The organism is Paeniglutamicibacter cryotolerans, assembly GCF_014190875.1.
Taxonomy (GTDB): Bacteria; Actinomycetota; Actinomycetes; order Actinomycetales; family Micrococcaceae; genus Paeniglutamicibacter; species Paeniglutamicibacter cryotolerans.
This window is the reverse complement of sequence record NZ_JACHVS010000001.1, coordinates 797,061-821,605: the sequence shown is the minus strand read 5'-3', so window position 1 is coordinate 821,605 and position 24,545 is coordinate 797,061. Positions and strand designations below refer to the sequence as shown.

Annotated in this window: 26 protein-coding genes and 1 tRNA gene; 14 read left to right on the top strand and 13 right to left on the bottom strand. The window is 63.4% G+C overall.

The genetic code is table 11. The features are described 5' to 3' along the window. Positions 1 to 5: 5 nt before the first annotated feature. Positions 6 to 1,520 carry an APC family permease gene (locus tag E9229_RS03950; protein ID WP_183511856.1) on the top strand — a complete coding sequence of 505 codons (1,515 nt, stop codon included), beginning with the start codon at positions 6 to 8 and terminating at the stop codon, positions 1,518 to 1,520. Here the strand turns inward: E9229_RS03950 and E9229_RS03945 are convergent. From E9229_RS03945 to E9229_RS03910, 8 genes are all read right to left on the bottom strand, one after another. Then, positions 1,462 to 2,934: a cryptochrome/photolyase family protein gene (locus E9229_RS03945; protein ID WP_183509973.1), complete on the bottom strand. Its 1,473-nt coding sequence runs from the start codon at positions 2,932 to 2,934 to the stop codon at positions 1,462 to 1,464. The two genes, E9229_RS03950 and E9229_RS03945, sit on opposite strands and share 59 nt — an antisense overlap. Beyond that, positions 2,934 to 3,788, bottom strand: coding sequence for a prenyltransferase (locus tag E9229_RS03940; RefSeq protein WP_183509972.1), 855 nt, complete (start codon positions 3,786 to 3,788; stop codon positions 2,934 to 2,936). Before E9229_RS03940 ends, E9229_RS03945 begins: the two co-directional genes overlap by 1 nt. Continuing rightward, positions 3,785 to 4,099, bottom strand: coding sequence for a lycopene cyclase domain-containing protein (locus E9229_RS03935; RefSeq protein ID WP_183509971.1), 315 nt, complete (start codon positions 4,097 to 4,099; stop codon positions 3,785 to 3,787). The genes E9229_RS03940 and E9229_RS03935 overlap by 4 nt, the downstream gene beginning before the upstream one ends. Then, positions 4,096 to 4,431 (bottom strand): lycopene cyclase domain-containing protein, encoded by a 336-nt coding sequence (locus E9229_RS03930; protein ID WP_183509970.1) that lies wholly within the window; start codon positions 4,429 to 4,431, stop codon positions 4,096 to 4,098. Before E9229_RS03930 ends, E9229_RS03935 begins: the two co-directional genes overlap by 4 nt. Further along, on the bottom strand, positions 4,428 to 6,005 hold the full coding sequence (gene crtI / locus E9229_RS03925; protein ID WP_183511855.1) for a phytoene desaturase family protein: 1,578 nt from the start codon (positions 6,003 to 6,005) through the stop codon (positions 4,428 to 4,430). Before crtI ends, E9229_RS03930 begins: the two co-directional genes overlap by 4 nt. Positions 6,006 to 6,079: 74 nt before the next feature. Beyond that, a complete protein-coding gene (locus E9229_RS03920) occupies positions 6,080 to 6,973 on the bottom strand; it encodes a phytoene/squalene synthase family protein (RefSeq protein ID WP_183509969.1) in 894 nt (297 codons plus the stop codon). Between the two features lie 2 nt (positions 6,974 to 6,975). Next, the gene (locus E9229_RS03915; RefSeq protein WP_183509968.1) at positions 6,976 to 8,094 is read right to left on the bottom strand and encodes a polyprenyl synthetase family protein; all 1,119 of its coding nucleotides are present in this window, start codon (positions 8,092 to 8,094) and stop codon (positions 6,976 to 6,978) included. A gap of 11 nt (positions 8,095 to 8,105) precedes the next feature. After that, positions 8,106 to 8,579 carry a MarR family winged helix-turn-helix transcriptional regulator gene (locus tag E9229_RS03910; RefSeq protein ID WP_183509967.1) on the bottom strand — a complete coding sequence of 158 codons (474 nt, stop codon included), beginning with the start codon at positions 8,577 to 8,579 and terminating at the stop codon, positions 8,106 to 8,108. A 157-nt stretch (positions 8,580 to 8,736) separates the two neighbouring features. Between E9229_RS03910 and E9229_RS03905 the strand changes: the two genes are divergently transcribed. The 5 genes from E9229_RS03905 (at position 8,737) to E9229_RS18935 (ending at position 12,956) form a co-directional block, all read left to right on the top strand. Further along, a complete protein-coding gene (locus E9229_RS03905) occupies positions 8,737 to 9,576 on the top strand; it encodes a TspO/MBR family protein (RefSeq protein ID WP_183509966.1) in 840 nt (279 codons plus the stop codon). Continuing rightward, positions 9,573 to 11,042, top strand: a complete 1,470-nt coding sequence (locus E9229_RS03900; RefSeq protein ID WP_183509965.1) for an SDR family oxidoreductase — start codon at positions 9,573 to 9,575, stop codon at positions 11,040 to 11,042. The genes E9229_RS03905 and E9229_RS03900 overlap by 4 nt, the downstream gene beginning before the upstream one ends. Then, positions 11,039 to 11,581, top strand: coding sequence for an isopentenyl-diphosphate Delta-isomerase (gene idi / locus E9229_RS03895; RefSeq protein WP_183509964.1), 543 nt, complete (start codon positions 11,039 to 11,041; stop codon positions 11,579 to 11,581). Before E9229_RS03900 ends, idi begins: the two co-directional genes overlap by 4 nt. A 219-nt stretch (positions 11,582 to 11,800) precedes the next feature. After that, on the top strand, positions 11,801 to 12,325 hold the full coding sequence (locus E9229_RS18940; RefSeq protein WP_221184363.1) for a helix-turn-helix domain-containing protein: 525 nt from the start codon (positions 11,801 to 11,803) through the stop codon (positions 12,323 to 12,325). After that, on the top strand, positions 12,237 to 12,956 hold the full coding sequence (locus tag E9229_RS18935) for a transposase (protein WP_221184362.1): 720 nt from the start codon (positions 12,237 to 12,239) through the stop codon (positions 12,954 to 12,956). The genes E9229_RS18940 and E9229_RS18935 overlap by 89 nt, the downstream gene beginning before the upstream one ends. Before the next feature lie 35 nt (positions 12,957 to 12,991). Here the strand turns inward: E9229_RS18935 and E9229_RS03885 are convergent, their stop codons facing one another. After that, on the bottom strand, positions 12,992 to 14,071 hold the full coding sequence (locus E9229_RS03885) for a leucine-rich repeat domain-containing protein (protein WP_183509963.1): 1,080 nt from the start codon (positions 14,069 to 14,071) through the stop codon (positions 12,992 to 12,994). Positions 14,072 to 14,402: 331 nt separating this feature from the next. Between E9229_RS03885 and E9229_RS03880 the strand changes: the two genes are divergently transcribed. The 4 genes from E9229_RS03880 to E9229_RS03865 are packed head-to-tail and all read left to right on the top strand — an operon-like array spanning position 14,403 to position 18,296. Then, positions 14,403 to 15,161: an electron transfer flavoprotein subunit beta/FixA family protein gene (locus E9229_RS03880; protein WP_183509962.1), complete on the top strand. Its 759-nt coding sequence runs from the start codon at positions 14,403 to 14,405 to the stop codon at positions 15,159 to 15,161. Between the two features lie 14 nt (positions 15,162 to 15,175). Further along, positions 15,176 to 16,144 (top strand): electron transfer flavoprotein subunit alpha/FixB family protein, encoded by a 969-nt coding sequence (locus tag E9229_RS03875; RefSeq protein ID WP_183509961.1) that lies wholly within the window; start codon positions 15,176 to 15,178, stop codon positions 16,142 to 16,144. Positions 16,145 to 16,179: 35 nt separating this feature from the next. Continuing rightward, complete coding sequence (locus E9229_RS03870) at positions 16,180 to 17,112, top strand: cytochrome b/b6 domain-containing protein (RefSeq protein ID WP_183509960.1); 933 nt, start codon at positions 16,180 to 16,182, stop codon at positions 17,110 to 17,112. Between the two features lie 47 nt (positions 17,113 to 17,159). Continuing rightward, positions 17,160 to 18,296 (top strand): acyl-CoA dehydrogenase family protein, encoded by a 1,137-nt coding sequence (locus tag E9229_RS03865; RefSeq protein ID WP_183509959.1) that lies wholly within the window; start codon positions 17,160 to 17,162, stop codon positions 18,294 to 18,296. Between the two features lie 55 nt (positions 18,297 to 18,351). Here E9229_RS03865 and E9229_RS03860 read toward each other — a convergent pair whose 3' ends face one another. The 3 genes from E9229_RS03860 to E9229_RS03850 all read right to left on the bottom strand — a co-directional run bounded on the left by E9229_RS03860 (position 18,352) and on the right by E9229_RS03850 (position 20,512). After that, complete coding sequence (locus E9229_RS03860) at positions 18,352 to 18,588, bottom strand: hypothetical protein (protein ID WP_183509958.1); 237 nt, start codon at positions 18,586 to 18,588, stop codon at positions 18,352 to 18,354. Between the two features lie 497 nt (positions 18,589 to 19,085). After that, positions 19,086 to 19,442: a hypothetical protein gene (locus E9229_RS03855; RefSeq protein ID WP_183509957.1), complete on the bottom strand. Its 357-nt coding sequence runs from the start codon at positions 19,440 to 19,442 to the stop codon at positions 19,086 to 19,088. Positions 19,443 to 20,038: 596 nt separating this feature from the next. Then, positions 20,039 to 20,512, bottom strand: a complete 474-nt coding sequence (locus E9229_RS03850) for an Lrp/AsnC family transcriptional regulator (protein ID WP_183509956.1) — start codon at positions 20,510 to 20,512, stop codon at positions 20,039 to 20,041. Positions 20,513 to 20,976: 464 nt separating this feature from the next. Between E9229_RS03850 and E9229_RS03845 the strand changes: the two genes are divergently transcribed. From E9229_RS03845 to E9229_RS03830, 4 genes are all read left to right on the top strand, one after another. Continuing rightward, positions 20,977 to 21,174 (top strand): helix-turn-helix domain-containing protein, encoded by a 198-nt coding sequence (locus E9229_RS03845; RefSeq protein WP_221184361.1) that lies wholly within the window; start codon positions 20,977 to 20,979, stop codon positions 21,172 to 21,174. A gap of 82 nt (positions 21,175 to 21,256) precedes the next feature. Further along, a tRNA-Ala gene (locus E9229_RS03840) sits at positions 21,257 to 21,329 on the top strand. Positions 21,330 to 21,720: 391 nt separating this feature from the next. Continuing rightward, a complete protein-coding gene (locus tag E9229_RS03835) occupies positions 21,721 to 22,632 on the top strand; it encodes an FUSC family protein (RefSeq protein WP_183509954.1) in 912 nt (303 codons plus the stop codon). Positions 22,633 to 22,806: 174 nt separating this feature from the next. Next, on the top strand, positions 22,807 to 23,973 hold the full coding sequence (locus E9229_RS03830) for a N(5)-(carboxyethyl)ornithine synthase (RefSeq protein WP_183509953.1): 1,167 nt from the start codon (positions 22,807 to 22,809) through the stop codon (positions 23,971 to 23,973). Here the strand turns inward: E9229_RS03830 and E9229_RS03825 are convergent. Next, the gene (locus tag E9229_RS03825) at positions 23,961 to 24,422 is read right to left on the bottom strand and encodes a GNAT family N-acetyltransferase (protein ID WP_183509952.1); all 462 of its coding nucleotides are present in this window, start codon (positions 24,420 to 24,422) and stop codon (positions 23,961 to 23,963) included. The genes E9229_RS03830 and E9229_RS03825 overlap by 13 nt on opposite strands. Between the last annotated feature and the right edge of the window lie 123 nt (positions 24,423 to 24,545).

Below are 24,545 nucleotides of genomic sequence, written 5' to 3'. Positions count from 1 at the left end.
CTGACATGGTCACCGGCACAGCGCCGGCTGAACAGAAGGCCGGTGGCCTGGGCGACAAGGGCCTGGGCAAGGGGGCCGTCGGATTGCTCGGCGCCGTCGTGATCGGCGTTTCCTGCATTGCCCCGGCCTATACGCTGACCGCGGCGCTGGGGCCGACCGTGGCGGAGGTCGGAACCCATCTGCCGGCCATCTTCCTGGCCGGCTTCCTGCCGATGCTGCTGGTGGCCCTGGGCTACCGCGAACTGAACTCGGCCATGCCGGATTCGGGGACCTCGTTCACCTGGGCCACGCGCGCCTTCGGCCCGTGGATCGGCTGGATGGGCGGGTGGGGACTGATCGCGGCCACGGTCATCGTGCTCTCCAACCTGGCGGCCGTCGCAGTGGACTTCTTCTACCTGATGCTCGCCCAGGTGACGGGCAACGAAGCGTTGGCGGGGCTGACCCACAACCTGTGGATCAACATCCCCACCACGCTGTTGTTCATCGCCGTGGCCTGCTGGATCTCCTATCGCGGCCTGCAGACCACCAAGGCGTTCCAGTACACGCTGGTGGCCTTCCAGCTGGTGGTGCTGGGCTGGTTCGCGATTGCGGCCTTCGCCCACGTCGGTGCGGGTACGGCCTTCGATGCCACGCCGATCACCTGGGACTGGTTCAACCCGTTCTCCGTCGATTCGTTCGCGGGGTTCGCGGCCGGTGTCTCGCTCTCGATCTTCATCTTCTGGGGTTGGGACGTCACCTTGACCATGAACGAGGAGACGAAGGACCCGGACAAGATCCCGGGCCGCGCCGCCACGCTCACGGTGCTGATCATCATGGCCATCTACATGGTCGTCTCGCTCTCGGTGATCTCCTACGCGGGGATCGGGACGACCGGCCTGGGTGTCGGCAACCTGGAGAACAAGGACTCGATCTTCGCCGCGCTTGCAGGACCCGTGATGGGACCGTTCGCCATCCTGATGTCGCTGTCCATCCTGTCCTCCTCGGCGGCCTCGCTGCAGTCGACGTTCGTCTCCCCGGCCCGGACCATTCTGGCCATGGGCTACTACAAGGCGCTGCCGAAGCGTTTCGGTGCCGTGTCCCCGCGCTACATGTCCCCGTCGACGGCAACGATCACCGCCGGCATCGCCGCCGCGGTGTTCTACGTGGCCACGCGACTGTTGAGCGAAAACGCCCTGTGGGACACGATCACCGCGCTGGGCCTGATGATCTGCTTCTACTACGGCGTCACGGCATTGGCGTGCGTCTGGTACTTCCGCCGCGAGTCGTTCTCCTCGGCGCGGTCCGTGGTGTTCAAGTTCCTGGCCCCCCTGCTGGGCGGTGTGATCCTCCTGGTGATGTTCGTGAAGACGGCCATCGACTCGCTGGATCCCGGCTACGGTTCGGGCAGCTCGCTGTTCGGCGTGGGCATGGTCTTCGTGCTTGGCTTCTCGGTGCTGCTGCTGGGAGTCGTGCTCATGTTCATCATGCGGGCGAAGAATCCGGACTTCTTCCGGGGGAAGACACTGCAACGGATGAAGTAGCGGCCTTCATCCCCGCGTAGGAGTCCAGGGCAAGGGCGCGCGACTCCTTCAGGTCGACCAGCGGTTCCGGGTAGTGCGGGTTGCCCGCTTCGGGGACCCAGGCGCCGGTGTACCGGCCCTCGGGGTCGAACTTCTTGGCCTGGGTTTCGGGATTGAAGATCCTGAAGAAGGGGGAGGCATCGGCTCCCGAACCGGCCACCCACTGCCAATTCGCCGGATTCGAGGCGGCATCGGCATCCACCAGAGTGTCCCAGAACCACTGCTCGCCGAGCCGCCAGTGGATGCCCAGGTTCTTGACCAGGAAGCTCGCGGAAACCATGCGGACCCGGTTGTGCATCCAGCCGGTATGCCAGAGCTCGCGTTGGCCGGCGTCAACCAGCGGCAGCCCGGTCATCCCCTGCTGCCAGGCGGCGAGGTGGGCGCGGGTATCGGGGCCTTCCGCTGCGGGTTCGGAGGCATCCGGCCATTTCCAGGGATAGGCGTTGAACACCGGGCGCAGGTTGGCGACTGCCAAGTCCGGGTTGTGGAACAGTTGGTGCCAACAGAATTCCCGCCACCCCAGTTGGGAGGCGAAGACCGACGCGTCATGCGGGTGCCCGGCGCGGCTGCCGGCCAAGGCATGCCAGACCTGGAACGGACTGAGCTGGCCCCAGCGCAGGTAGGGCGACAAGCGGCTGCTGCCGTGCAGATCGGGGCGCTCGCGCGCGGTGGCATAGTCGGGGAGGACGTCCTGGATGAAGGCGCCCAGCAGCGATAGTCCGGCGCCCTCGCTCGGGCTCCAGTGCTCCCGCAGCCCGGCGGCCCAGTCGACGCCGAGTGGCAGCAGACACAGGTCGTCCAATGCGTCGCCGGCGGGAATCCTCCCGGGAGCCCCGCATCCGGGTGCCGGCGTGGGAAGCGGATAGCGAATTTCCAGGCTGCTGGCAGCCTTCCAAAACGGTGTGAACACCCGGTAGGGGGTGCCGGCACCGGTGGCCAGCCTCCACGGTTCATGCAGCAATGATGCCTGGAAGCTCTCCACCTGAACGTCTGCCCGCTGGAGACGTTGTTTGGCTACGGTGTCCACAACGCGTTCGACCGCCCCATAGCGGCGGTTCCAGAACACCGCCGAAGCGCCGACCTGGTCGCAGATCTCCGGAACCAGGAGAGCCGCGGGTCCACGGGCCAGGATGAGTGGAATCCCGAGCCCGGCAAGCCCGGCCCGCAGGTCTTCCAGTGCATGGTGCAGCCACCACCGGGCGGCACCACCCAGTGGCCTGATGCCTGCAGACTCCTGATCCAGCACATAGAGACCCACCGCGTTCCCGTGGGCTGCAGCAGCGAGCAAGGCCGGGTTATCGGCCACCCTCAGGTCATCGCGGAACCACACGATGGCGGTGTCCGCCGGATTGCCGTCGGTATGTGAGCTCGCCATTAGCGCAACACCGCATACCAGATCAACAGCATTGTCACTAGGAAACCGGTGACGTAGTTCAGCCATAAGAACCTGCGCCACCCGGCATTTGCCGCATCGGAGGACCCGTCGTCCAACCGGGCAAAGCGCAGCGCATTATGGGCGTAGGGCAGGGTGAGCAGCGCCGCTAGCGGGCCGGGCCAAGCGGTGGCGAGCATCAGCACACCGGCACCCAGATACGTCACCGCCGATCCCACCACTGTCGTTCGGGTGCCCAATACGGTGCCCACCGAGCCGATGCCTGCTTCACGGTCCGGGAGGATGTCCTGCACCGAACCGAAGGCCTGGCTGGCGGCACCCCAGAGGAAGTAGCCGGCTAGCAGTGCCCACAGCCCGGGGGTGAATACCGCATCACCCAGGACCAGTGCGTACAAGGCCGGGGAGACAAAATGAATCGAGGAGGTTGCCGAGTCGATGAACGGACGTTCCTTGAAACGCAGTTTCGGGGCGCTGTAGGCCAGCACCGCGGCCAGCGAGAGGACCAGGACAAGGTTGGCGGTCAGCGAACCGGCCGCCAACAGCACGAGGACGAACGGAATGCAGGTCACGGCCGAGGCAATCAGGATTCCGCGGTGTCGGCTGCGGGAGACGACAGCCCCCTCGGCACCACCCTTGCGGGGGTTTAACAGGTCCGATTCGTAGTCAAACACATCGTTGATCCCGTACATCGCCAGATTATAGGGGAAGAGGAAGAACAGCGTGCCCACGATGAGCAGCCAGTCGATCCGGCCCGTGGTCAGGAAATACGCTGCGGCAAAGGGGTATGCGGTATTAACCCAGGAAACGGGGCGCGAGGTAGCGATCAGCTCCTTCATCGTCGGGCACCTCCCTTTTTGGTGAGTAGCAACCAGAGGCCGGGCAGCAGCAGTGCAGCGCCAATGGGGTAGGCGAAGTCCTCGATCGGCGCCAGCCCCAGCCTGATTCCCGCCAGCGGAGCGCTGGCGTACTCGAAGAGGCCCACGCCGATCATGACATTGTCGAACACCGCGGTCAGCACGCACAGGATCAGCATGCTCGCCACAATGGCCCACAGGGCGGTCCTATCGACCCGGCGCCGAATGCAGGCTACGGCCAGGACCAGTGCGGCAATGAGCAGGAAGATGACATCGAGTTGAATGAAGCTCATGCCCGGGCCTCCGATTCCTTGCGTTGGCGACTGGCCAGCAGGCGGCGAGCCCCAACGAACAGGATCATGGTCTGATAACACAGGAAAGCCAGGAAGAAGACCTCTTCCAGCGGTAGCTGGTGCCCGACCATGATCCCGGTCATCAGCGGTGAGGGCAGATGCAGGAAGATGCCTTCGGCAATGGCCCAGATGTCCCAGAACAGAAAATAGGCCAGCCCGGCGACGAGCGTGAGGGCCGCCGCCAGCGGCCGGTCAAAGAAGAAGAGGCGGTATCGGGCATCTATAGCGCACATGCATCCGAGCAGGGCCACGAGGACCAACAGGTAGATCATTTTCCTGCCTTCGCGGCGAGGCTGCTGCCGACTTCCACGGGTCCGGATCGGGTATCGCCCCGCACGGCCTTGAGCACCAGCTCGGCGCTGATCATGCACATGGGAACACCGATGCCCGGGCGGACCGAACTTCCGGCATAGAAGAGCCCCTCGAGCTTATGGTTCCGGATCCCTGGACGGAAAAACGCACTTTGGCGCAGCGTGTGGGCCGGACCCAGAGCGCTGCCGCGGAAGGCGTTGACGTCGTCGACGAAGTCGGCCGGTCCGACGGTGCGCCTGAGCGTGATGCGGTCGCGCAGATCGGTGATGCCGGCCCAAGCCGCCAGCTGATCGATGGCAGCATCGGCGACCCGTTCCACCATCTCGCTTCCCTGTCCGTCGAGGCCTCCGTGGCCCCACTGCGGGGCCGCGGGGGAGGGGACCAGGATGAAAAGGTTCGAATCCCCTGCAGGTGAAACCGACGTATCGGTGGTGGAGGGAGCGCAGACATAGATGGAAGTTTCGGCGGCCAGCTCGCTGCCGGTGTCAATGCGGGTGAAGTTATCCCTCCAGTCGGAGGTGAAGAACAGGTTGTGATGGGTGAGCATGTCCAGTGCCCCGCGCACACCCAGGCACACGAGCACGGCACTGGGCCCGGGGTCGGTCTTCGCCCAAGCCGACGCCGGGTGCTCGCGCAGGGGTTCAGGCAGGAGCCTGGTTTCGATATGGTGCAGATCGGCGGCGCCAACAACGATCCGGGCTGCGCTACGGTGGGATTCGCCCTGGGCATCGGTCCAGGCCACTGCCTCGGCCCGGGCCCCGCCGGGGACGGGGCCGGAGATGATCTGCGTCGCCGTGGCACCGAGCTTGATGTCCACCCCTTCGGCGCGGACGAGTCGTTCCATGGAGTCGATCAGCGCGGCGAATCCGCCCTGGGGGTAGGCCACGCCCTCGGTCAAGTCCAAGTGGCTCATGAGGTGGTACATGGCTGGGGCCTTGAACGGGGTGGTGCCCAGGAAAACCGCCGGATAGCCCAGAATCTGGCGTTGGCGCAGGTTGCCGAAGGAGCGGGCGACGAAGGTGTCAAGCGATGTCAGCAGCAGCCGTGCCAGCTTGGGCAGCCGGGCCAGCACCGGGCCGTTGAGCAGGCCCTTGAAATTGGCGAACTCGTCATACAGGAAGTGCTGCTTAGCCATCTCATAGGTGTCGGAGGCCGAATCCAGATAGCGTTCCAACCGTTTGCCTGAACCCGGGTCCAATGATTCGAAGAGTCCGGAGGCTTCTACCCGACCGGTGCGGACATCGAGTGGTGCATCGCCCTCGCCGCTGAAGAGGCGGTAGGCGGGGTCCAGTGCCACCAAGTCCAGTTCCGCTGCCGCACTGGAGCCCATCAGGGCAAACCAGTGATCGATCACTTGGGGCATCAGGTACCAGGAGGGGCCGGTGTCGAAGGTGAAACCTCCGGCGCTCCAGCGCCCGGCGCGACCACCGAGCTCCGTGCCCTTGTCCAGCAGCGTGACCTGGTGTCCATCGCGGGCCAGCAGCCCGGCGGTGGCCAGCCCGGCGATACCGCCGCCGATGACCACGCATTGCATCGGCTGAGTGTTCAGGCGTGAAAGCTTCCTAGCGGACCGGCGTGATCCGATCCGGTGTCCGAATGATCCCAAGCTCATGCCGCCACCCGCTTGACCGGAACGGCATCGAAACGCCTGGTCAGCGCACGGGCGGCGATCAGCGCCTTGCGCGGGCCGCCGACCCGCACCCGGGTACGGAGCAGGTCGCTCGCGGGAACGCGTTCGATACGCAGAACCAGCGCCCGGAACAAATCGTGCGTCATGCCCACCGCACGCCTCACCGATGGCGGGAGCCGGACGATGCCGGTGGCCGCATAATCCAAATCGGCGCGGATCTCGGCGACCAGCTCGGCTTTGCGTTCCTCGGTGAGCATGGCGGGAACGGTATCGGGGAAGTAGCTGCGGCCCAGATCCTCGGAGTCTGCGGCCAAATCGCGCAGGAAGTTCACCTTCTGGAAAGCGGCTCCCAGCCGGCGGGCCGCGATGCGCAGCTCCTGCTCGTGCGCATGGTCTGCATCGGGCAAAATCTGGAAGGCCCGCAGGCACATCAGCCCGACGACTTCGGCCGAACCATAGATGTACCCGTCCAGAGAGGCCGGGGAGTGTTCGCTGATGGACAGGTCGCTGCGCATCGAGGCGAAAAACGGTGCGGTGAGTTCACTGGTGATTCCGCACGTCCGTGCACTGCGGGCAAAGGCATGCACCACCAGGTTCGTGCTGTAGCCACAGGCCATTGCACGCAGGGTTTCTGCCTCCAGCAGGTCAAGCTGCTCGGCGACGGCGGTGGTGCTCAACCCTGCCGCCGTGGCGGCCCCATCCACGGCTTCGTCGGCAACGCGGACCAAGGCATAGATGTTTTCAATGTGTGACCGGGTTCCGGGTTCCAGCAGCCGGCAGGCCAAGGAGAAGGAAGTTGAATACTTCGAAATCACGGCGCTGGCACTACAGGAGGCCACGTCGCTGTAGCGCAGTAATGGGTCGGTGATCATGTTTATTTTCCCCTGTTAATGGCGTAATGGGCGATGCTTTCAAAGTCAGCTCGGACGGCATCGGTCAGCGTAATTGAGCCGAGGTCCACGAGTGCCTTCTGCACTAGCTCTGCGGCCAGATTACGGGCGTACTCCTCGGCCCCGCAGTCGCGCAGCAGCTGCCGGAGACCTGCTATGTCCAGGTCCCCACGGCGGAAGCCTCGCACGTGTGCATCGAAGTCGCAGACGGTGGCCGCATAGGCGGAAAGGATGGTGTGCTTACCCTCGCGCAGGTCCGAATCTACTGGTTTGCCGGTGACCAGTGTGTTGCCGAAGGTGCCTAAGACATCGTCGATGATCTGGTAGGCAATGCCTATCCGGCGCCCAACGGCACCCAGCTGGGCAGCCGCCTGGGTGCCGCTCCCGGCGAGCAGGGCTCCGGCGGCCAGCGGTGCTTCGAAGGAGTAGGCTGCGGTCTTCATGCGCTCCATGTCCAGCACGTTGGCGACGCTGGTGGTATTCGACTGGAGCGAGTACAAGAGGTCGTCGAGCTCACCGCTGGCGGACCTGACAACCGCCGTTGCCATGGCCTCGATCACGCCTACCGGGTCCGGGCCGGTGACGGCGGCCAACGAGGAGAGCCGGATGGAGCCGGCAAGCAGAAGATCCCCGGCAATGATGGCCGCGGATTGGCCGGCGTGTTCGGCATCCTCGAGTTCTTGCCCCAGTTTCAGTGCGTGGTCGCGGTATACGGCCGAGAGGGTAGGTACGCCACGGCGCACGAAGTCACGGTCGATCACGTCGTCGTGGATCAGCAGGGCGGCATGGAGCAGTTCAAAAGATGCAGCAAGCTGGGCGCAGGCCCGGTCATCGCTGCCGCCATGGGCCAGATAAGCCATCCTGACCAAGCGTGGGCGGGTCATTTTCCCGCCGGATAGTGCGCTCTGGAGTCCGGCCCAGAACGGGGAACCATGCTCCGGTGGCCGGTCGATGGCCGCGCGCGAGCCGGAGAGGAAGTCCGCAAGCTGGGACTGAACGTGCCTGCGGAACGATTCCCAGTCGATGTCCGTCATGGCGTCCCTTCGCGCAGTGGCTTCGGGGTGCAGCTGGAGGTGCTCTCTCTGCCCGGTTTCTGTTTCCATGGTGCCTGTCCTTAGCCTAACTCGTCCGGGGTCGGGGCCGATGATGGGTCTGTTTCGCGCATCTTCCGGATACGCCGTTCTATGGCTTCAGTCGTGGCCCTAAGATACCCGACAACTGCCTGTTGAGCCTCGGGTTCCATGTTCTTTACCGAGGCATCGGACTCCATGATCATGGGCATGAGGTGTTCCATGGCCTCCTGCATGGCTTGAGGGGTGATGCAGACCAGTCGGCGGCGGCGGTCCGTGGGGTGGGCAGTCCGTTGCACGTGCCCGGCCCGTTCGAGCCGATCAATGATGGTGGTGACTGCAGCCGAGGTCAGGTGCATGCGTGTGGCTAGCTCTCCTGGAGACATGGACCGGCTGGCGATGATGTGCTGGAGAGCCTGAAAGTCGGTTTCGTTGATCCGCATGGCTCGACGCATCTCGAATTCCAAGGACGCGTTCAGGACCAGTATCTGGCGCAGCAGCGCCGAGGCCGGGTGCATAGTCGGCCTCGGCGCTGCTGGCTGGGAATCTTCGATGTGAAACTCACGTTTCTCTTGATTGTTAGATCTTCTAAATACATACTGGTGGAACTACTTCTATTTGTCGAGAAGACACGTCGCACGGCGTGCCGAATCCGGATCTCAAAGGAAACGCACCATGACAAATGATCTTTCGCGACGGCGCACCAGGACCACGGCCCTGGTGGTGCTGGTCCTGGTAGCGCTGTCTATCGTCACGGCGTTCGTCGGTTCAGGCGCGCTGGGGGGTACCCCGATCCAGGATGCTGTCGATGGCTGGTTGTCAGCCGACGGAACACCGCTTGCGCCGGGAACCGGAGCCTTTTCGATTTGGAGCGTGATTTATCTCGGCCTCAGCGTCCTGGCGGTACTTCAGTTGCTGCCCAGCCGGTTGGACTCGGAACGCTATGCCCGGACGAGAACGTGGATCGCGGCCTCGGCACTGTTGAATGCGGCTTGGATCTGGACCGTGCAGGGCGGTTTCCTGGCGCTGAGCCTCGTGGTCATCGTCATCTTGTTGGCCGTCCTGGGACGCACCATCGCGCTTCTCAACCGGGACCGTCCTGCTGGTCTTGTGGATGCGGTATTCCTCGACGGAACCATGGGGCTGTACCTGGGCTGGGTTGCCGTCGCCACCGTCGCCAACGTCTCGGCATTGCTGGCTTCCCATGGATTCAAGGCCTTCGGCCTTCCGACGGACCTGGCGGCCGGGCTCGTGCTCGGGGTTGCAGCGTTGATCGGAGTTGCCACCGCTGTAGGAACCGGGGGCCGCTGGACGCCGTCCCTTGCCTTGAGCTGGGGCTTAGCCTGGATCGGTGTGGGACGCCTTGATGGCGGCCTTGTTTCCACACCCATCGCCATCACGGCCTTCTGCGCCGCCGGAGTGGTCCTATTAGCTACTGCCGCGGTGAGGATGCTTGGCCGCCACCCCGGCGCATCCACGTCGCGCACCGAAGCTGCATCGGGAGTCCTGCGATGAGCCTCATGGCAGTGACCGGAGCCACCGGTTATATCGGCGGCCGATTGGTCCCGATCCTTCTGGAACAGGGGCATTCGGTGCGGGTCCTGACGCGTAATGCAGGAAAGCTGCGCGATGTTCCGTGGGCAGGGGATGTCGAGATCGTCGAGGGCTCGCTGGAGGATGCGGCAGTGGCCGACGATTTTTGTCGCGGGGCCGACGTGCTCTATTACCTGGTTCATTCCATGGGAGGAGCAGCTAATTTTGAACGGACGGAGCGAACCTGTGCGCGGATGACCGCGGCAGCTGCTCGCAAACACAAGGTCGGCCAGTTGGTGTATCTCTCCGGGTTGCATCCGGAAGGGGAGCTGAGCCGCCACTTGGAATCACGCCAAGAGGTCGGCGAGGTCCTGAGACTCTCCGGCGTCCCGACTCTTGTCTTCCAGGCCGGACTGGTCATCGGATCCGGATCTGCAAGTTTCGAGATGGTCAGGCACCTGACGGACGTCTTGCCGGTGATGCCGGCCCCGCGGTGGGTGCTGAACCACATCCAGCCCATAGCCATCAGGGATGCCCTGCATTATCTGGGGCAGGCCGGGCAGCTGGAAAAGCCAATTGATGGGACCTATGACGTGGGTGGTCCCGACGTGCTGACCTATTCCGAGATGATGCGAACCTATGCCCAAGCTGCCGGCATGCGCCGACCGCTAGTGATTGCCCTTCCGGTGCTTACCCCGTGGCTGGCCGGACAGTGGGTAAACCTGGTGACCCCGATTCCGCGAGCCCTGGCGCTTCCGCTGGTCGAATCGCTCCAGCACGACTGTGTGATGCGCAACCACGACATCGACGCGGTAATTGCCCCTCCCGCTGGCGGGCTTACTGGTTACCGCAGATCCGTGGAATTGGCGCTGAAGAAGATCGAGCGCGGCATCGTGGAAACTTCTTGGGCTACTGCACACCCGGTCCTGGCCCCGGCCGATTCACTGCCCAGCGACCCGGAGTGGGCCGGGCAGAAGGTTTTCACCGATACCCGGGAAAAGACTACTGTGGCCTCAACCCAGAGCGTCTGGGCCGTCATTGAGGCCATCGGCGGTGACAATGGCTGGTATTCGATGCCGCTGGCCTGGTCGGTACGCGGCTGGATGGATAAGCTGGCCGGGGGGGTGGGCTTGGTCAGGGGACGGCGCAGCCAGACTAAGCTGCAGCTCAACGACGTAGTGGACTGGTGGCGAGTCGAAGACATCATTCCGGGCAGTTTCCTGCTTCTACGTGCGGAGATGAAGGTTCCGGGCGGGGCATGGCTCGAATTCATGGTGGAAGAGGCCAAGGATGGCACGACCCTGTATCGGCAGCGGGCCGTCTTCTTTCCCAGGGGTCTGGCCGGGCGGCTATATTGGTTTGCAGTCCTGCCATTCCATGGCGTGATTTTTTCCAGCATGGCCAACCGCATCGCGGTCGCGGCAGAAACGGCGAAACCAGCACCATGACGATCACCGATCCACACCACGGACCCGAACTCGTGGTCTTGCTCAATAACGAAGGCACCGAAATCGGCACGGCGCAGAAGTATGCGATCCACACTGCGGAGACACCACTGCACCTCGCATTTTCCTGTCACGTCTATGACAGCGCAGGAAGGATCCTGCTCACCCGCCGAGCCCTGAGTAAGAAGACCTGGGGCGGTGTCTGGACGAATTCGTTCTGTGGCCACCCGGGACCCGGCGAGTCCTTCGAGGATGCGATCAACCGACGGGCTGCACAAGAACTGGGCATGATGGTTTCCGGTATCACCCCGGTGCTTCCCGGTTTCCGCTACCGGGCCGTGGATGCCAGTGGAGTGGTGGAAAACGAGATCTGTCCGGTCTACCGGGCCACCATCGACGGCGGCTTGCAGCCGGTTCCCGAAGAGGTCGCCGAATGCGCATGGTGCACCCCGGAAGAGCTGCGCTCGGCAATCGAGGCAGCACCCTTTGCCTTCTCACCTTGGCTCGTGGAACAGGTAGCTCAGGGCGCACTGGGTTCCTAGCCCCGCGGCAGGGCGCCTCGCAGTGCCCGGACGCTCCAAGGGGTGCAACGGGGCGGACCCGGTGCGCCCCTTGGAGCAAAAGCCGAAAGAGCCCTACTAGTACCGCGGCTTGCAATGTTTGCTTTCCTAGTCTGATGGCCGGGGCCGGTTCCCGTTGCGGGCACGGTGTTTTCGGCGCACGCTGGTGGTACGGGTTTCCGCCCTTCCCAGGAGGCTGCGATGACACAGCGTGTGACGGTTCGAGACATCGAGGCCGACGAAGAGGCCCGGCTGCTGCAGATCGTGCGGCGCGGCGGGTCCGGACCGGTGGTAACCTGGCGCCGGGCCCAGATGGTGCTGCTCTCGGCCCGGGGCATGGACGTGGCCCCGATCGCCGAAGTCGCCTTCACCAGCCCCGACCGGGTCCGAGACGTCCTGCACCACTTCAACACCGACGGGCTCGACTCGTTGGAACCCCACTATGCCGGCGGGCGCCCGGCGAAATTCACCGACGCCCAACGCGAACAGATCCGCAGGATCGCCCTGGATCGCCCAGGGGACCACGACCTGCCGTTCTCCACCTGGAGCCTGTCCAAGCTGGTCGACTACCTGGTTCAGAAGGAGGTGGTAGAGGACATTTCCCCTGAGGGACTGCGCATGCTGTTGCGCCAACAAAATGTCTCCTTTCCAATCCATCAAAACCTGGAAGGGCAGCACGGACCCGGACTACGAAGCGAAGAAGGATCGCGTCCTTCACCTCTATGACATCGCCGACGGAAAGGCCAACCCCGGTGACGGGGATCCGGAGGTCGTCATCTGCTTCGACGAATTCGGGCCCTTGAACCTGCAGCCGCATCCCGGGCACCAATGGGCACCGAAGGCCGCCGGCCCAGGGGATCAGGCTGCCCCGCGCCGCCGCCGACGGCGGGCGACCTACCAGCGACCGAACGGGGTACGGCACCTGCTGGCCGGCTACGACCTGTCCACCAACCGGCTCTACGGACACGTCAAGGCCCGCAAGCGCCGGACGGAGTTCCTGGCTTTCGCCCGCTACCTGAGGTCGCTGCATCCCGCAGCCCAGCGGATCGCGATCATCATGGATAACTACTCCCCGCACCTGTCCACGAAGGTCGATACCCGGGTCGGGGACTGGGCCGCGGCGAACAACGTCGAGATCGCCTACGTGCCGTATTACAGCTCGTGGCTGAACCGGATTGAGCCCCAGTTCACCGCGCTGCGCTACTTTGCCCTGGATGGCACGGACCATCCCAGCCACCGGGCCCAGGCCGGGATGATCCGCCGCTTCATTATTTGGCGTAACCACCACAGCACCGACCCGAAGCTGCGCAAGGTCATTCGTCGGGCCTCACTCATCAAACGGGCAAAGGTTGCCTGACGCGGTACTAGCTGACCCTGACGGCTCCCGAGTACTTAGTGTTGGCAGTGAAACCGGAGAATGTTTTGGCCGTGGCGGTCACGGTGCAGGCGGTTCGCAGGCGCAGGGTCTTGCCGACATCGGCGCTGGTGGCCTTGTAGTTGAGCTTGGTCGCCCCCTTGATGTTCTTTGTGTTGCGCTGCCACTGGTAACTGCACTTGGAAATGACGGTGTTCCAGCCCTTGGAGTTCTTCTCCGTGGCGTTGACTGCCGTCGCCATCTGTCCCTTGTGGATGGACTTCGCCGCGACTTTGGGCCTGACGAAATCGATTTTCCCTGGGGTATGCAGATGAATGAATATTCTGCTCATCACGGGGATCTTTCCCAGTTTGCTTTCCTTTGCTCCGACAAGGATCGCCTCGCCGACATCGGTAGATTTCACGGAGCTGAACCTCTTTCGGGGTGTACTTCCAGCCGATGGTGCTGCGCAGGGTGGCTACGCCGAACTTCTGCGTGGTCGCTGCCGTGAACTTATAGGTCTGTCCCTTCTTAAGCTTCACTTTCCGGTCGGCACTGAGAAAGATCAGCTGCAGTGATTTGGACTTCTTCAACTGTGACAGCGACTGCTTGTTCTCGCCATCCAGGACGAACCACCCTAACTTTGGAAGCGCTGCAACGGAGGCAAGATTAATCGTTGAAGTCCCGGTGTTGACCTCGAGTGACAACAGCTGATTGCGACTGGCCAGCTGTGCGTAGTTGAACGACTTGGTGGTTGAAATCATGAGGTTGGCGAGGTGCTTGAGCCGGGCGATGTTACCCAGTGAGGTGACCTTGGTTGGCCCCGTCGACAGGCTCTGGAGCTTGGAGGTGCCGGTGATCTTCAGCTTCTTGCTGCCATTCAAGCTGAGGCTTTCCAGTTTCTTTGCCCCCTTCAAGGCCGAGAGGTCAGCCAGATCGGTGCAAACGATGTATCGCCCTGTCGACAGCGTCTTCTTGGTCAGCTTCTGCGGTAAACCGTCGGCAGTGCATTGCGTGTAGATGGTCTTGGCTGCGGCCTGGGCCGGCATTGATGTTCCCACGAGTGCCCCGGCGGCTGAAGCGGCCGTTGCAGTCAGTGCGGTGATTTTCCAGAGCATGATCCTCCAATGAATGGCAGGTCGTGATTGCGTCGAAGCATAGCCCCTGGCTGCGGGAATACCGATGGGTGCGTCAACAGCATGATCATCCGTACTGGTGGGCCATGAACTGCGTCGAGTTGCCCCGTAGTTTCGTCGTCATTCCCGGGTTCCGTCAAGTGATGGTGCAGGAACCCGCCTCAGGCGATTCGGTCGGTTCGGTTCCGACCCCGCAGCTTCTGCCACTCAAGTGTTTCCGGCACGGATATTACTAGGAAGACCTAGTAATTCGAGGGGTGCCCTAGTAGTCTCACGATCAGGCAAACGGCCCGGCAGCTTAAGGAGCGAAAGCATGAAAATCGCGGTCTTGATCAAGCAGGTTCCTGACACGTGGGAAGAGCGAAGAATCGATGCCGCGACCGGCTTGCTAGACCGGGCAGCCAACGACCCCGTCGTCGACGAAATCACCGAACGGGCCCTCGAACTAGCCCTCACCGTGAAGGACCGGGACAAGTCCACGGAGATCGTCGTGGTCACCATGGGACCGGGCGAGGCAACGAAGGCGGTGCGCAAGGCCCTGTCGATGGGGGCTGATTCGGGCATCCACATCCTTGACGACTCACTGGCCGGTGCCGATCTGCTGCTCACCGCGTCGAACCTCGCCGCTGCCCTGCGCGATATCGGGGCGGACTTGTTCATCGCGGGTAACGAGTCCACCGACGGACGCGCCGGAATGGTGCCGGCCATGGTGGCCGAGCACCTGGGCCTGCCGATGCTCGGGTCATTGGTCTCGGCCGAGATCGGTAGCGGGAAGGCGAGCGGGGAACGCCAGACAGAGGCCGGATCACAGATGGTCGAGGCAGCCTTGCCTGCGATGCTGACCATCACCGAACGCTTTCCCGAGGCGAGGTTCCCGAACTTCAAGGGAATCATGGGCGCCAAGCGCAAGCCAGTCGCGACGGTTCCAGCAAGGGGCGCTACGCCCGCCAGCCGGAGCAGGGTCCTGGACGTCACCGAACGGCCACCACGCAGTGCGGGGCGGAAGCTTATCGACGACGGAAGCGCCGCAGCGGGACTCGTCGACTTCCTGGCCGCCCAGCGACTGATCTAGCAAGGGGAACAAACATGAGCGACATCCTGGTCCACATCGAATTGACCCGCAGCGGACACGTTGGAGCGGCGGCCCGCGGCCTGCTGGCCGCTGCGGCCCGGCTCGGAACGCCGATTGCCCTCACCGTCTCCGACGTGCCGCTGGCCACCGAGGCGGTAGCCCGGCTCGGTGAGCTCGGAGCGGTGAGGGTCCATGCCGTGACATCGGACGCGACACAGGCCATCCTTGCCACGCCCCTCGTCGATGCCCTGGGCGCGGCGGTGGCGGCGTACGCGCCCGCGGCCGTACTGCTTTCCGGATCCGCCGACGGGCGCGAGGCGGCAGGCCGGCTGGCTGTGCGCGCCGGGGGGGTGCTTCTCGCAGACGTCGTCGACGTCGCCGCGCATGACGGACAGATCATCGCCGAACACTCGGTCTTCGGCGGAAGCTTCACCGTGCACGCCGTCGCCGATGGCGGGCTGCCGATCATCACCGTGCGCCAGGGGGCCATCGACGAACAGGCCCCCGCCGCCATCCCCGAACTCCTCAAGGCCGACATGCCGGCCCCGCCCGGAAACCAAGCCGCGGTGCTGAGCTTCTCCCCGGCGCCCGAAACCAGTGCCCGCCCGGAGCTGCGCGGTGCAGCAACTGTGGTCTCCGGTGGACGCGGCATCGGATCGGAGGCCAATTTCGCGCTGGTCGAACAGCTGGCCGACGCCCTCGGCGGAGCGGTCGGGGCATCGCGCGCTGCCGTCGACGCCGGATACATCGCCCAGACGGCACAGGTCGGTCAGACCGGTGTCACCGTCGCCCCGCAGCTGTATATCGCCTTGGGAATCTCCGGGGCAATCCAGCACCGGGCCGGTATGCAGAGCTCCAAGACCATCGTGGCCATCAACCAGGACGAGGACGCCCCGATCTTCGAGGTGGCCGACCTGGGTATCGTCGGTGACGTGTTCACGGTGGTCCCGCAGGTCATCGAGCTGCTCAAGAACCGCACTTAACCGAGCCCGACGAAGAAACCAGCGAGGACACATCGATGAGCACCCGGACCAGCAGCAGGCAACCAGAGTCCAACACGTGGACCCGGGCCGGAATCATCGCCGGTTCATTGATCATCCTGCTGGTCATCATGGTGCTGCTCGCCCGCTGGCTGGTGGGGTTGGACCCGGTGAAGACCTGGATGGAAACCCGCACCGGCCATTCGGCCCTTCCGACGGGCGCCCCCGTCGGGTTCCCCGCCTGGCTGGGCTGGCAGCACTTCATGAATATGTTCTTCCTGGTGCTGATAGTGCGCACCGGCTGGCAGGTGCGCACCACCGCTCGGCCCAAGGCGCACTGGCTGAGGAACAACAAGGGCCTGATCCGCACCAAGGGCGCCCCCACCAAGATCAGCCTCGAGCTCTGGTTCCACTTGACGCTCGATGCGCTGTGGGTGCTCAACGGCATCATCTTCGTGGTCATCCTCTTTGCCACTGGGCAATGGATGCGGATCGTCCCTACCAGTTGGGACGTGTTCCCCAACGCGGTTTCCGCGGCTCTGCAGTACCTTTCGCTGAACTGGCCCACCGAAAGCGGCTGGACGAACTACAACGCGCTGCAGCTGCTGGCCTACTTCACCACGGTGTTCATCGCTGCCCCACTGGCCATCATCACCGGACTGCGCATGTCCGGGGCCTGGCCGAAGAAGGCCGTGCGGCTGAACAAGGCCTACCCGATGGAGCTGGCCCGGGCCCTGCACTTCCCGGTGATGATCTATTTCGTCGCATTCGTCGTCGTCCACGTCGCACTGGTGCTGGCCACCGGGGCGCTGAACAACCTGAACCACATGTATGCGTCGAACAACTCGACGAGCTGGACCGGGCTCATCCTCTTTGCCGTCTCGATAGTGGTCGTCGTCGGGTTCTGGTTCCTTGCCCGCCCCCTCTTCCTGCGGCCGATCGCCGCGCTGACCGGAAAGGTCGGCAAATAGCAGGTACGGCACACCGCACCTCATCGTCCAGCGACCAAGGAGCAGAGATGTTTGAACTGACCGAGGACCAACAGGCCATCGTCGAAATGGTGCGCGATTTCGCCGCCGAGCACATCGCACCGCATGCGGCGGCCTGGGACCAGGAACATCATTTCCCGGTGGACGTGCTGGCCGATGCCGGCGGGCTGGGCATGGGCGGGATCTATGTGGGGGAGCAGCATGGCGGATCGGGGATGACCCGTCTGGATGCAGCCCTGATCTTCGAGGAGCTGGCCAAGGCGGATCCGACGATTGCCGCCTACATTTCCATCCACAACATGGTCGCCTGGATGATCGACCGCTTCGGCAACGACGGACAGCGTGCGACATGGCTTCCGGACCTCTGCACGATGGCCTCGCTGGGCAGCTACTGCCTGACCGAACCCGGAGTCGGCTCGGATGCCGGGGCTCTGAGCACCCGCGCGGTCCGCGACGGGGAGCACTACGTGCTGAACGGGACCAAGCAGTTCATCTCGGGCGCCGGATCCGCCGGGGTGTACCTGGTGATGGCACGCACCGCCGACACCGGCAGCGCCGGTATCACGGCGTTCATTGTTCCGGACGGGACGCCGGGGCTGTCCTTCGGTGCGCTGGAGAAGAAGATGGGGTGGAATGCCCAGCCCACCCGCCAGGTGGTGCTCGAGAACGTGCGCATTCCCGCTGCCAACCGGCTCGGCGAGGAGGGGACCGGATTCGGGATCGCGATGAAGGGGCTCAACGGCGGCCGGATCAACATCGGTGCCTGCTCGCTCGGCGGCGGGCAGGCGGCGCTGGACAAATCCATCGCGTACCTGAAGGAACGCTCGGCCTTCGGAGCCCCGCTGATCGGTCAGCAGGCGCTGCTGTTCCAGATCGCCGACATGGAAACCGAGCTGGAAACGGCGCGCACCATGGTCTGGCGCGCGGCCGATGCGCTTGAGCGCGGCAGCAAGGACACCGTCAGGCTGTGTGCGATGGCGAAGAAGGTCGCCACCGACGCCGGGTTCAACGCGGCGAACACGGCGCTGCAACTGCATGGCGGCTACGGGTACCTCACCGAATACGGGATCGAGAAGATCGTGAGGGACCTGCGCGTGCACCAGATCCTCGAGGGAAGCAACGAGATCATGAAGCTGATCATCGGTCGCCTGGCCGTGGACCGGTAGGTAACGACCAGCGCCGGTCGAGGAGGTCTTCCGCGGCGGCCAGCTGTCGCATCGATCAGCACAGGAGGTCGCCCGTCCAGGGCGTAGGCGGCCGAAAGCCCGGGTAGTAGTCGTCCCACTGGATCGAGCCGGCATCGCGTCCCTCGCGGGCCGCGGTGAGGGTGAGCCGGGCGAGGTAGTATTCGCAGCCCGGGCAGATATCCGTCGGATCATCGGAGGGGTTCAGCTTCTGCCCGAAGGTCGGCGTCGTGATGCCTTCGGCCTCCTCGAGGTCGAAGTACAGGTGCCACACGGCATCGCCGATGCCTCTGCGTCTTCGGCTGTCATGAAGTAGTCAACCGACCCGCTGGAGGGGTGGCCCTCTCCGCGCCCGATCCTAGCGTCCCATCAATGCCGATTCGGTCAGGTCCGCCCGGAGACCAGAGACCAGTGGCCGGTGAGGGGAATCGGCGGACCAAGACCAGGTGGAAGCCCCCATTGATGGTCTTGATGCGGCCTGTGGGTTGCGGCGTTGACATGGTTTCCTCTTGCACCTTCGGCTCCCCAGCACCCCTGAAGGGTGGTTTTTTGGATTCAATCTAGCGTGCAGGCAGCGTACACAGCCATGGGGTGGTGGCTGGAGATGAGGGGCTTTCGGCAGCCCGGAGGCTCAGGAAACCTGCCCGACCGGTTCCATTTCGGTGTCCGACTCCAGCTTCCGCGTCCCCGGTCTCCCGAGCGCTGGAGGCGTTGGCGCGATCCGTTGCCATCGCCGCCCTGCCGGCGGGTGGACCGGCATGGCGAGGAGCGTTACCGGCAAGTTGGCCATGCCCGCACAAGCCAGCAACGGCTGGACGCTGATGACATCGGTGAGCGGGCGAACGCAGTCATGGCGAACGGCGTGGAAAGTGCCATGAGGATGCCCACGTAGCTGAAGAGCCGTCCCGGCATCCCCGGTTCCACCGTCTCCCGAATCAGCGTCATTAACCGCTCGTCGAACAACGGGTGCAGGAGGCCGAACGCGAACAGGAAGAAGCAGAACACCAACAAGGTGGTTCGGCTATGGTTGGCCAGCTGGGCTGACATCAGCACTCCGCCCAGGATCATGCCGGTGCTGAAAACGATCTCGAGGACCGCCACCATCCAGAAATCGGGGACGAGGGTCATCTCAACCAGCAGGGGCGAGACGAACGACGTCGGCCAGCGACCGGACCCCCGACCACGAGCAGGATAATCCAGGGTTCGATGCCCCGTTGTGCATCGGAAGGGCCTGCCAGAAGGCGTTGGCGGTGATGGTCAACAGGTCCTTGCTGTTCATCCGGTCGGCAAGCACCCTTCCGAAAAGGAAGACCACGCCTGGGGTAGGAATGCCGCCGCTGTGTAGAGGGCCACGGCTATGCCGGATCGCGCCTCGAACGCCTCCCGCCACCCGACGGCGTACTGCACGATCATGGGCCCTATCCACCTGGCTGGAAGGTCCAGAGCATGTGCCGTGATTGCAGGGATCAGGTTTCGCGGACAGTTATCGGTCGGAGTCGTGACGTATTCGGGGGCCGGGACCTGCACAAAGCGGCGTGGGCGGGACCCGTGATTTTCAACCTGGGAACTGACGCTGTATGGATGCCCGACCATTAGCTCGTTGGAGGTGGTCCTCCGGCCGTAAGCAGGTCGACCGGAACCCGGTCCGGTGGGTTTCACGGGCCGTCGGGCGACAAGGCCCGTCGAGAACGGGGGAGTTGTCCTGTGGGTGCCTGGAGAATGCGTTATACGCTCTTCAAGAGCTCTGTGGTGCGGTAGGGGATGACATCGCGCAGGATCATCGATGTCGAAGTCCGGGTGATGCCCGGGCACAGGCGAATCTCCTCGCTGACCCGGTACAGATCGTCGGGATCGCGGGCCACTACCCGGATCAGCAGGTCAGTATCACCGGCCGGGGCCACGCATTCGAGGACCTCGGGGATCCTACGCAGCGCGTCAATCGCCTCGTTGAGGTGTGCCTGATCCAGCTCGGCGCTGACCACTGCCGAAACCCCGCGTCCCAGGGAGGCCGGTTTGATGCGGCTGCTATTCGGTCGAAGGGCTCCCGATGAGGCAAGGCGTTCTAGCCGCGTCTGCACAGTGCCACGGGCAAGTCCGAGGCGTTGGGCGAGCATCATCGTCGGAATCCGGGGGTCCTCGTCCATTGCCAAGAGGATGCGCTTATCCGTCTCGTCCAAGTGGTAGGTCTCCGGTGTCATGAGGCTCCTGTTCGATTCGTTGATGGGCCCGGTGGCGTGCAAGATCCGGGGCCGATCTGGTGCAGTCCGTCAGACTGACCAAGTTGTTTGGTTCTCTCTGATCTAGGTTAGTCAATATGCTCACTGATTCCCAAGCTTGTTGCACGGTATGACCGATGCTTGCTTCAATTGAGTCAGTTGCTCGCCCTAGGCCACAAGCTAAGAGGGGGAGCGGTTGGCGAAATAAGGCGATATCCCAGCTGGTTTTCGAAACGGCCCACGAAGCCCGCAGCCATGGTTTAAAGGCAAGACGGCCCGCGTTCCCTCTCGTACATTGGAGGAGTCCGCCGGGCCGTCTGCCGTTTAGTCGGATACTTGTTTTCCACAAAATCCTGTTCCTGGTCATTGTGCGGAAGTTATCCACAGTTCGGCTCGGCTGGGTGGAGAGTTGCTGGTGGGGGAACTAGATTTTGGGTATGAGATTCATGCGTCTGGAAGACGTTGCCGATGAGCTGAACGTCAATCTACCCCAGGTGCGGTCGTTGGTGCGTAGCGGCGATCTTCCGGCCATTAAGATCGGTGGTCGCGGTGTCTGGCGTGTTGAACGAAGCGAACTTGAAGCCTACATCCAGCGTCAATATGCAACGGCTAGGGAAGCCATAGAGTCGGAAAATAATCTCTAGCACATGTGACGTGGTTCATTTTGCATCACGGGACCTGTGGGGGATATTCTTACAGGGTTCACGGCCGCCAGGTTTGGAACACGGGGCTTTAGCTCAGTTGGTAGAGCGTTTCGTTCGCAATGAAAAGGTCAGGGGTTCGATTCCCCTAAGCTCCACAAAATCACCCCCCCGGACTTCCGGGGGTTTTCCGTTTAATGCTCCGTACGATTCCTCAACGGTGTCGCAATCACTGTAGTCAATTGCATAATCGTGCATGAAGGGGATTAACTGCGGGCGAAGAGGCATCGCTCGATCTTTCACTGATGGAGTTTCAAGGAAGATGACATCGTCCGCAGCGCCGAAGATCATTCAGTATGCCCCAGTGCGCGCAACGTGTCGCGAAGAATAGATCTCCGACTTAGTCGGGGAGCCGGATTCGCCGCAGTATGGTGGTTGTTAATATCGGTTTCTTCACCAGGCCCCCTCGGAGGGTAGTTTTCCATCTAACCGGACTGATGCAAAGGCAGCGACACCATGGTGATTCTCAGTCGTCCCCAGCCAGGAACCTTGCCGACAACACTCAAGCTCCTCGTGGCTATCCTGATTCCTTCGGCAATCGTGAGCGTGTTGGGCGGGGTCTCGGCAAGTATGGGCTTCGGTCTGGCCATGGGCCTGGGGATGGCGGTCACTCCAGTCAGTCGGCCACGACAGGCTGCCCTGCTGGTAGTCCTTGGCGCGGCACTGGGAGGTCTGGCTTCTTGGGCCGGTTCGACACCGTGGGCCATCGCCGTGCTCATCTTCGTTTCCGCTGTCCTGTTTGCCCTCACCAACCAGCGCTCCGCCGGCCTGCTCTCACTGACACCGATCATCGTGATCCTCTTTGGCCCCGGTCCCATCGACCTCAGCTGGTGGGCCGCGGTCTTGTGGATTCTTGGAGGGGGAGTCGTGGGCGCCCTGATCACCCGCCTGCTGAAGTTTCAGGCCCCGGCCCTGCCCGTTGAAAAACGGACTGCCTGGGAGCACGGCATAGCGGTGGGCATATTGTGCGCCGGAATCATGTTCTGGAGCCTCGCCTTTGACATCCCCCACGGTTACTGGATCGCTGTCACCGTTCTGATGGCCCTGCGGCCGCTGCCCAATCAGCGCCGGGAGACCCTCAACGGGCGCCTCATCGGCACTTTCCTGGGCGCCATCATCGCGCTTCTGGCTGTGCTATTCCTTCCTGTATGGGGCGCAATCATTGTCGCCGTGCTGTGCCTGTTCTTCCTCGTCTGGTACTCCATGGGAGGGGCCTACCTGATGCAGGCGCTGGCCCTGACGCCCATGCTGTTGATCTTCGCATCGCTTGGCGATATTGAACGGGGGTTCGAGCTGACCATTGAGCGGGTTGTTTTCACGGTGATTGGCATCGTCGCGGCGGTGCTGATCGCCCTGGTGCTCCGCCACTGGGAATCCCGACGCGAAGCCGCCTCCGACTAAAGCCCTCGACTCGGCACGAATGCTCTGTACAGCAGCCGACCCCGGCAGGGAACTTGACGCTGATGCCGGACTGTTGGTCCGACTAGGGCAGAGGCCCTGCCGATCAAAGGGTGATCACGTGTACGGTGAGGGTCATATGGGACGCCACCGAGGCGTCCCGATTGGACGTGCGACATGCCTGTGAAGAATTCTTTGACACTGGGAGTGCTGGGTACATCCCGCAAGTCTGACGAACACCGGGTGCCCATCCACCCCGCCCACTTCGAGCGCATCGACGGCGAACACAGGGATCGCATCATGGTGGAATCCGGATACGGCTTGCCGTTCGGGATGGACGATGACCAGATGGCGCCCTTAGTGGGGAAAATCGGGACTCGTGCCGAGATCATCGCCGCATCGGACATCCTGCTGCTGCCGAAGCCGCAGGCGGCCGATTTGGAGGAGATGCGTGACGGACAGGTCCTATGGGGCTGGCCGCACTGCGTCCAGGACAAGCGGGTTACGCAGTTGGCCATCGATAAGAAGCTGACGCTGATCGCGTTCGAGGCGATGAACCATTGGGGCAGCGACGGTAGTTTCGGCTTGCATGTGTTCCATAAGAACAACGAGCTAGCCGGTTACGCATCGGTCATCCATGCTCTGGCCCTATGCGGTTCCACCGGAGACTATGGGCGACGGCTCTCCGCCGTGGTGATCGGATTCGGGGCAACCGCCCGCGGGGCGGTCACCGCGCTACGCGCCCACGGTATCCATGATGTCCGGGTGTTGACCAGCCGGGCCGTCGCAGCGGTGGCATCGCCGATCCATGCTGTGGATATGGTGCAGTTCGACCATGACGGTGGGGGGGACCTCAGCGAGGTCATCACGGAGGATGGACGAGTACCATTGGCGCCGTTCTTGGCGGAGAACGACATTGTCGTGAACTGTACGCTGCAGGACCCCAATGCCCCACTGATGTATCTGCGCACCGCAGACCTGACTGCGTTCACCCCGGGGAGCATCATCGTGGATGTGTCCTGCGACGAGGGCATGGGGTTCGATTGGGCGCTTCCGACGTCCTTCGCCGAGCCGATGTTCACCGTGGGGGAGAACATCAACTACTACGCCGTTGACCACAGCCCTTCGTACCTCTGGAATTCGGCGAGCTGGGAAATCAGCGAGGCGCTGCTGCCGTTCATCGACACGGTTGTGGCCGGGCCCGATGCGTGGGCAGGGAATGAAACGATCCAACGGGCGATCGAAATCCAGGACGGGGTCATCCGCAACACGGCCATTCTGGATTTTCAACACCGCGATGCTCGTTATCCGCATCTGGTGGCCGGGGCGCGTCAGGACGCGTAGCTCATGAAGCGGTAGCCGCCCTCGTCGTGAGTGTGCCGGAACCCGGCCGAGATGTATAACGCCTCGGCCGGGTTTCCCTTGAGCACACCGAGGGCCTTGCGGGCGTGTCCGGCGGCATCAGCCTCCGAGACGAACCGGTCCATCAGCAGCCCTCCCAGTCCGCGCCGACGCCACGCGGGCAGCACTTGCACCGTGATGAGCACCGCTTCGTCGTCTTCGCCCATCCAGATCGAATAGCCGGCCACCTCCCCATCTGACTCGATGACCGTGGCGCGGTCCAGCTGCTGGATCCATAGATGCAGATTCCTGTCCGTCGCGGTCAGCCAGCCTCCGGACTGCGAGGGCTCGAATTCGAGCATGTAGGCGTATTCGCGGCGCCATATCAGGGGGAGGTCGGCTGCGGTGGCAGAGCGCATTTTCGGGCTGCGAATCGGTGCGAAAACAGGCATGGGCCCAGCCTAGACCCCGCCGAGCGGTGGGCGCATACCGTTGCCATTGCCGGTCCCCGGTGCCACTCTGGCAGGAACGGATCCCCGACCGCAACGGCCGGGGACATCGAAACGGGGAGCGTA

Bases quoted from the DNA above. Each gene is read 5' to 3' on its own strand.
- E9229_RS03950 (WP_183511856.1), top strand. From the start codon at position 6: ATGGTCACCGGCACAGCGCCGGCTGAACAGAAGGCCGGTGGCCTGGGC.
- E9229_RS03945 (WP_183509973.1), bottom strand. From the start codon at position 2,934: ATGGCGAGCTCACATACCGACGGCAATCCGGCGGACACCGCCATCGTG.
- E9229_RS03940 (WP_183509972.1), bottom strand. From the start codon at position 3,788: ATGAAGGAGCTGATCGCTACCTCGCGCCCCGTTTCCTGGGTTAATACC.
- E9229_RS03935 (WP_183509971.1), bottom strand. From the start codon at position 4,099: ATGAGCTTCATTCAACTCGATGTCATCTTCCTGCTCATTGCCGCACTG.
- E9229_RS03930 (WP_183509970.1), bottom strand. From the start codon at position 4,431: ATGATCTACCTGTTGGTCCTCGTGGCCCTGCTCGGATGCATGTGCGCT.
- crtI (WP_183511855.1), bottom strand. From the start codon at position 6,005: ATGCAATGCGTGGTCATCGGCGGCGGTATCGCCGGGCTGGCCACCGCC.
- E9229_RS03920 (WP_183509969.1), bottom strand. From the start codon at position 6,973: ATGATCACCGACCCATTACTGCGCTACAGCGACGTGGCCTCCTGTAGT.
- E9229_RS03915 (WP_183509968.1), bottom strand. From the start codon at position 8,094: ATGGAAACAGAAACCGGGCAGAGAGAGCACCTCCAGCTGCACCCCGAA.
- E9229_RS03910 (WP_183509967.1), bottom strand. From the start codon at position 8,579: ATGCACCCGGCCTCGGCGCTGCTGCGCCAGATACTGGTCCTGAACGCG.
- E9229_RS03905 (WP_183509966.1), top strand. From the start codon at position 8,737: ATGACAAATGATCTTTCGCGACGGCGCACCAGGACCACGGCCCTGGTG.
- E9229_RS03900 (WP_183509965.1), top strand. From the start codon at position 9,573: ATGAGCCTCATGGCAGTGACCGGAGCCACCGGTTATATCGGCGGCCGA.
- idi (WP_183509964.1), top strand. From the start codon at position 11,039: ATGACGATCACCGATCCACACCACGGACCCGAACTCGTGGTCTTGCTC.
- E9229_RS18940 (WP_221184363.1), top strand. From the start codon at position 11,801: ATGACACAGCGTGTGACGGTTCGAGACATCGAGGCCGACGAAGAGGCC.
- E9229_RS18935 (WP_221184362.1), top strand. From the start codon at position 12,237: ATGTCTCCTTTCCAATCCATCAAAACCTGGAAGGGCAGCACGGACCCG.
- E9229_RS03885 (WP_183509963.1), bottom strand. From the start codon at position 14,071: ATGCTCTGGAAAATCACCGCACTGACTGCAACGGCCGCTTCAGCCGCC.
- E9229_RS03880 (WP_183509962.1), top strand. From the start codon at position 14,403: ATGAAAATCGCGGTCTTGATCAAGCAGGTTCCTGACACGTGGGAAGAG.
- E9229_RS03875 (WP_183509961.1), top strand. From the start codon at position 15,176: ATGAGCGACATCCTGGTCCACATCGAATTGACCCGCAGCGGACACGTT.
- E9229_RS03870 (WP_183509960.1), top strand. From the start codon at position 16,180: ATGAGCACCCGGACCAGCAGCAGGCAACCAGAGTCCAACACGTGGACC.
- E9229_RS03865 (WP_183509959.1), top strand. From the start codon at position 17,160: ATGTTTGAACTGACCGAGGACCAACAGGCCATCGTCGAAATGGTGCGC.
- E9229_RS03855 (WP_183509957.1), bottom strand. From the start codon at position 19,442: ATGACCCTCGTCCCCGATTTCTGGATGGTGGCGGTCCTCGAGATCGTT.
- E9229_RS03850 (WP_183509956.1), bottom strand. From the start codon at position 20,512: ATGACACCGGAGACCTACCACTTGGACGAGACGGATAAGCGCATCCTC.
- E9229_RS03845 (WP_221184361.1), top strand. From the start codon at position 20,977: ATGCGTCTGGAAGACGTTGCCGATGAGCTGAACGTCAATCTACCCCAG.
- E9229_RS03830 (WP_183509953.1), top strand. From the start codon at position 22,807: ATGCCTGTGAAGAATTCTTTGACACTGGGAGTGCTGGGTACATCCCGC.
- E9229_RS03825 (WP_183509952.1), bottom strand. From the start codon at position 24,422: ATGCCTGTTTTCGCACCGATTCGCAGCCCGAAAATGCGCTCTGCCACC.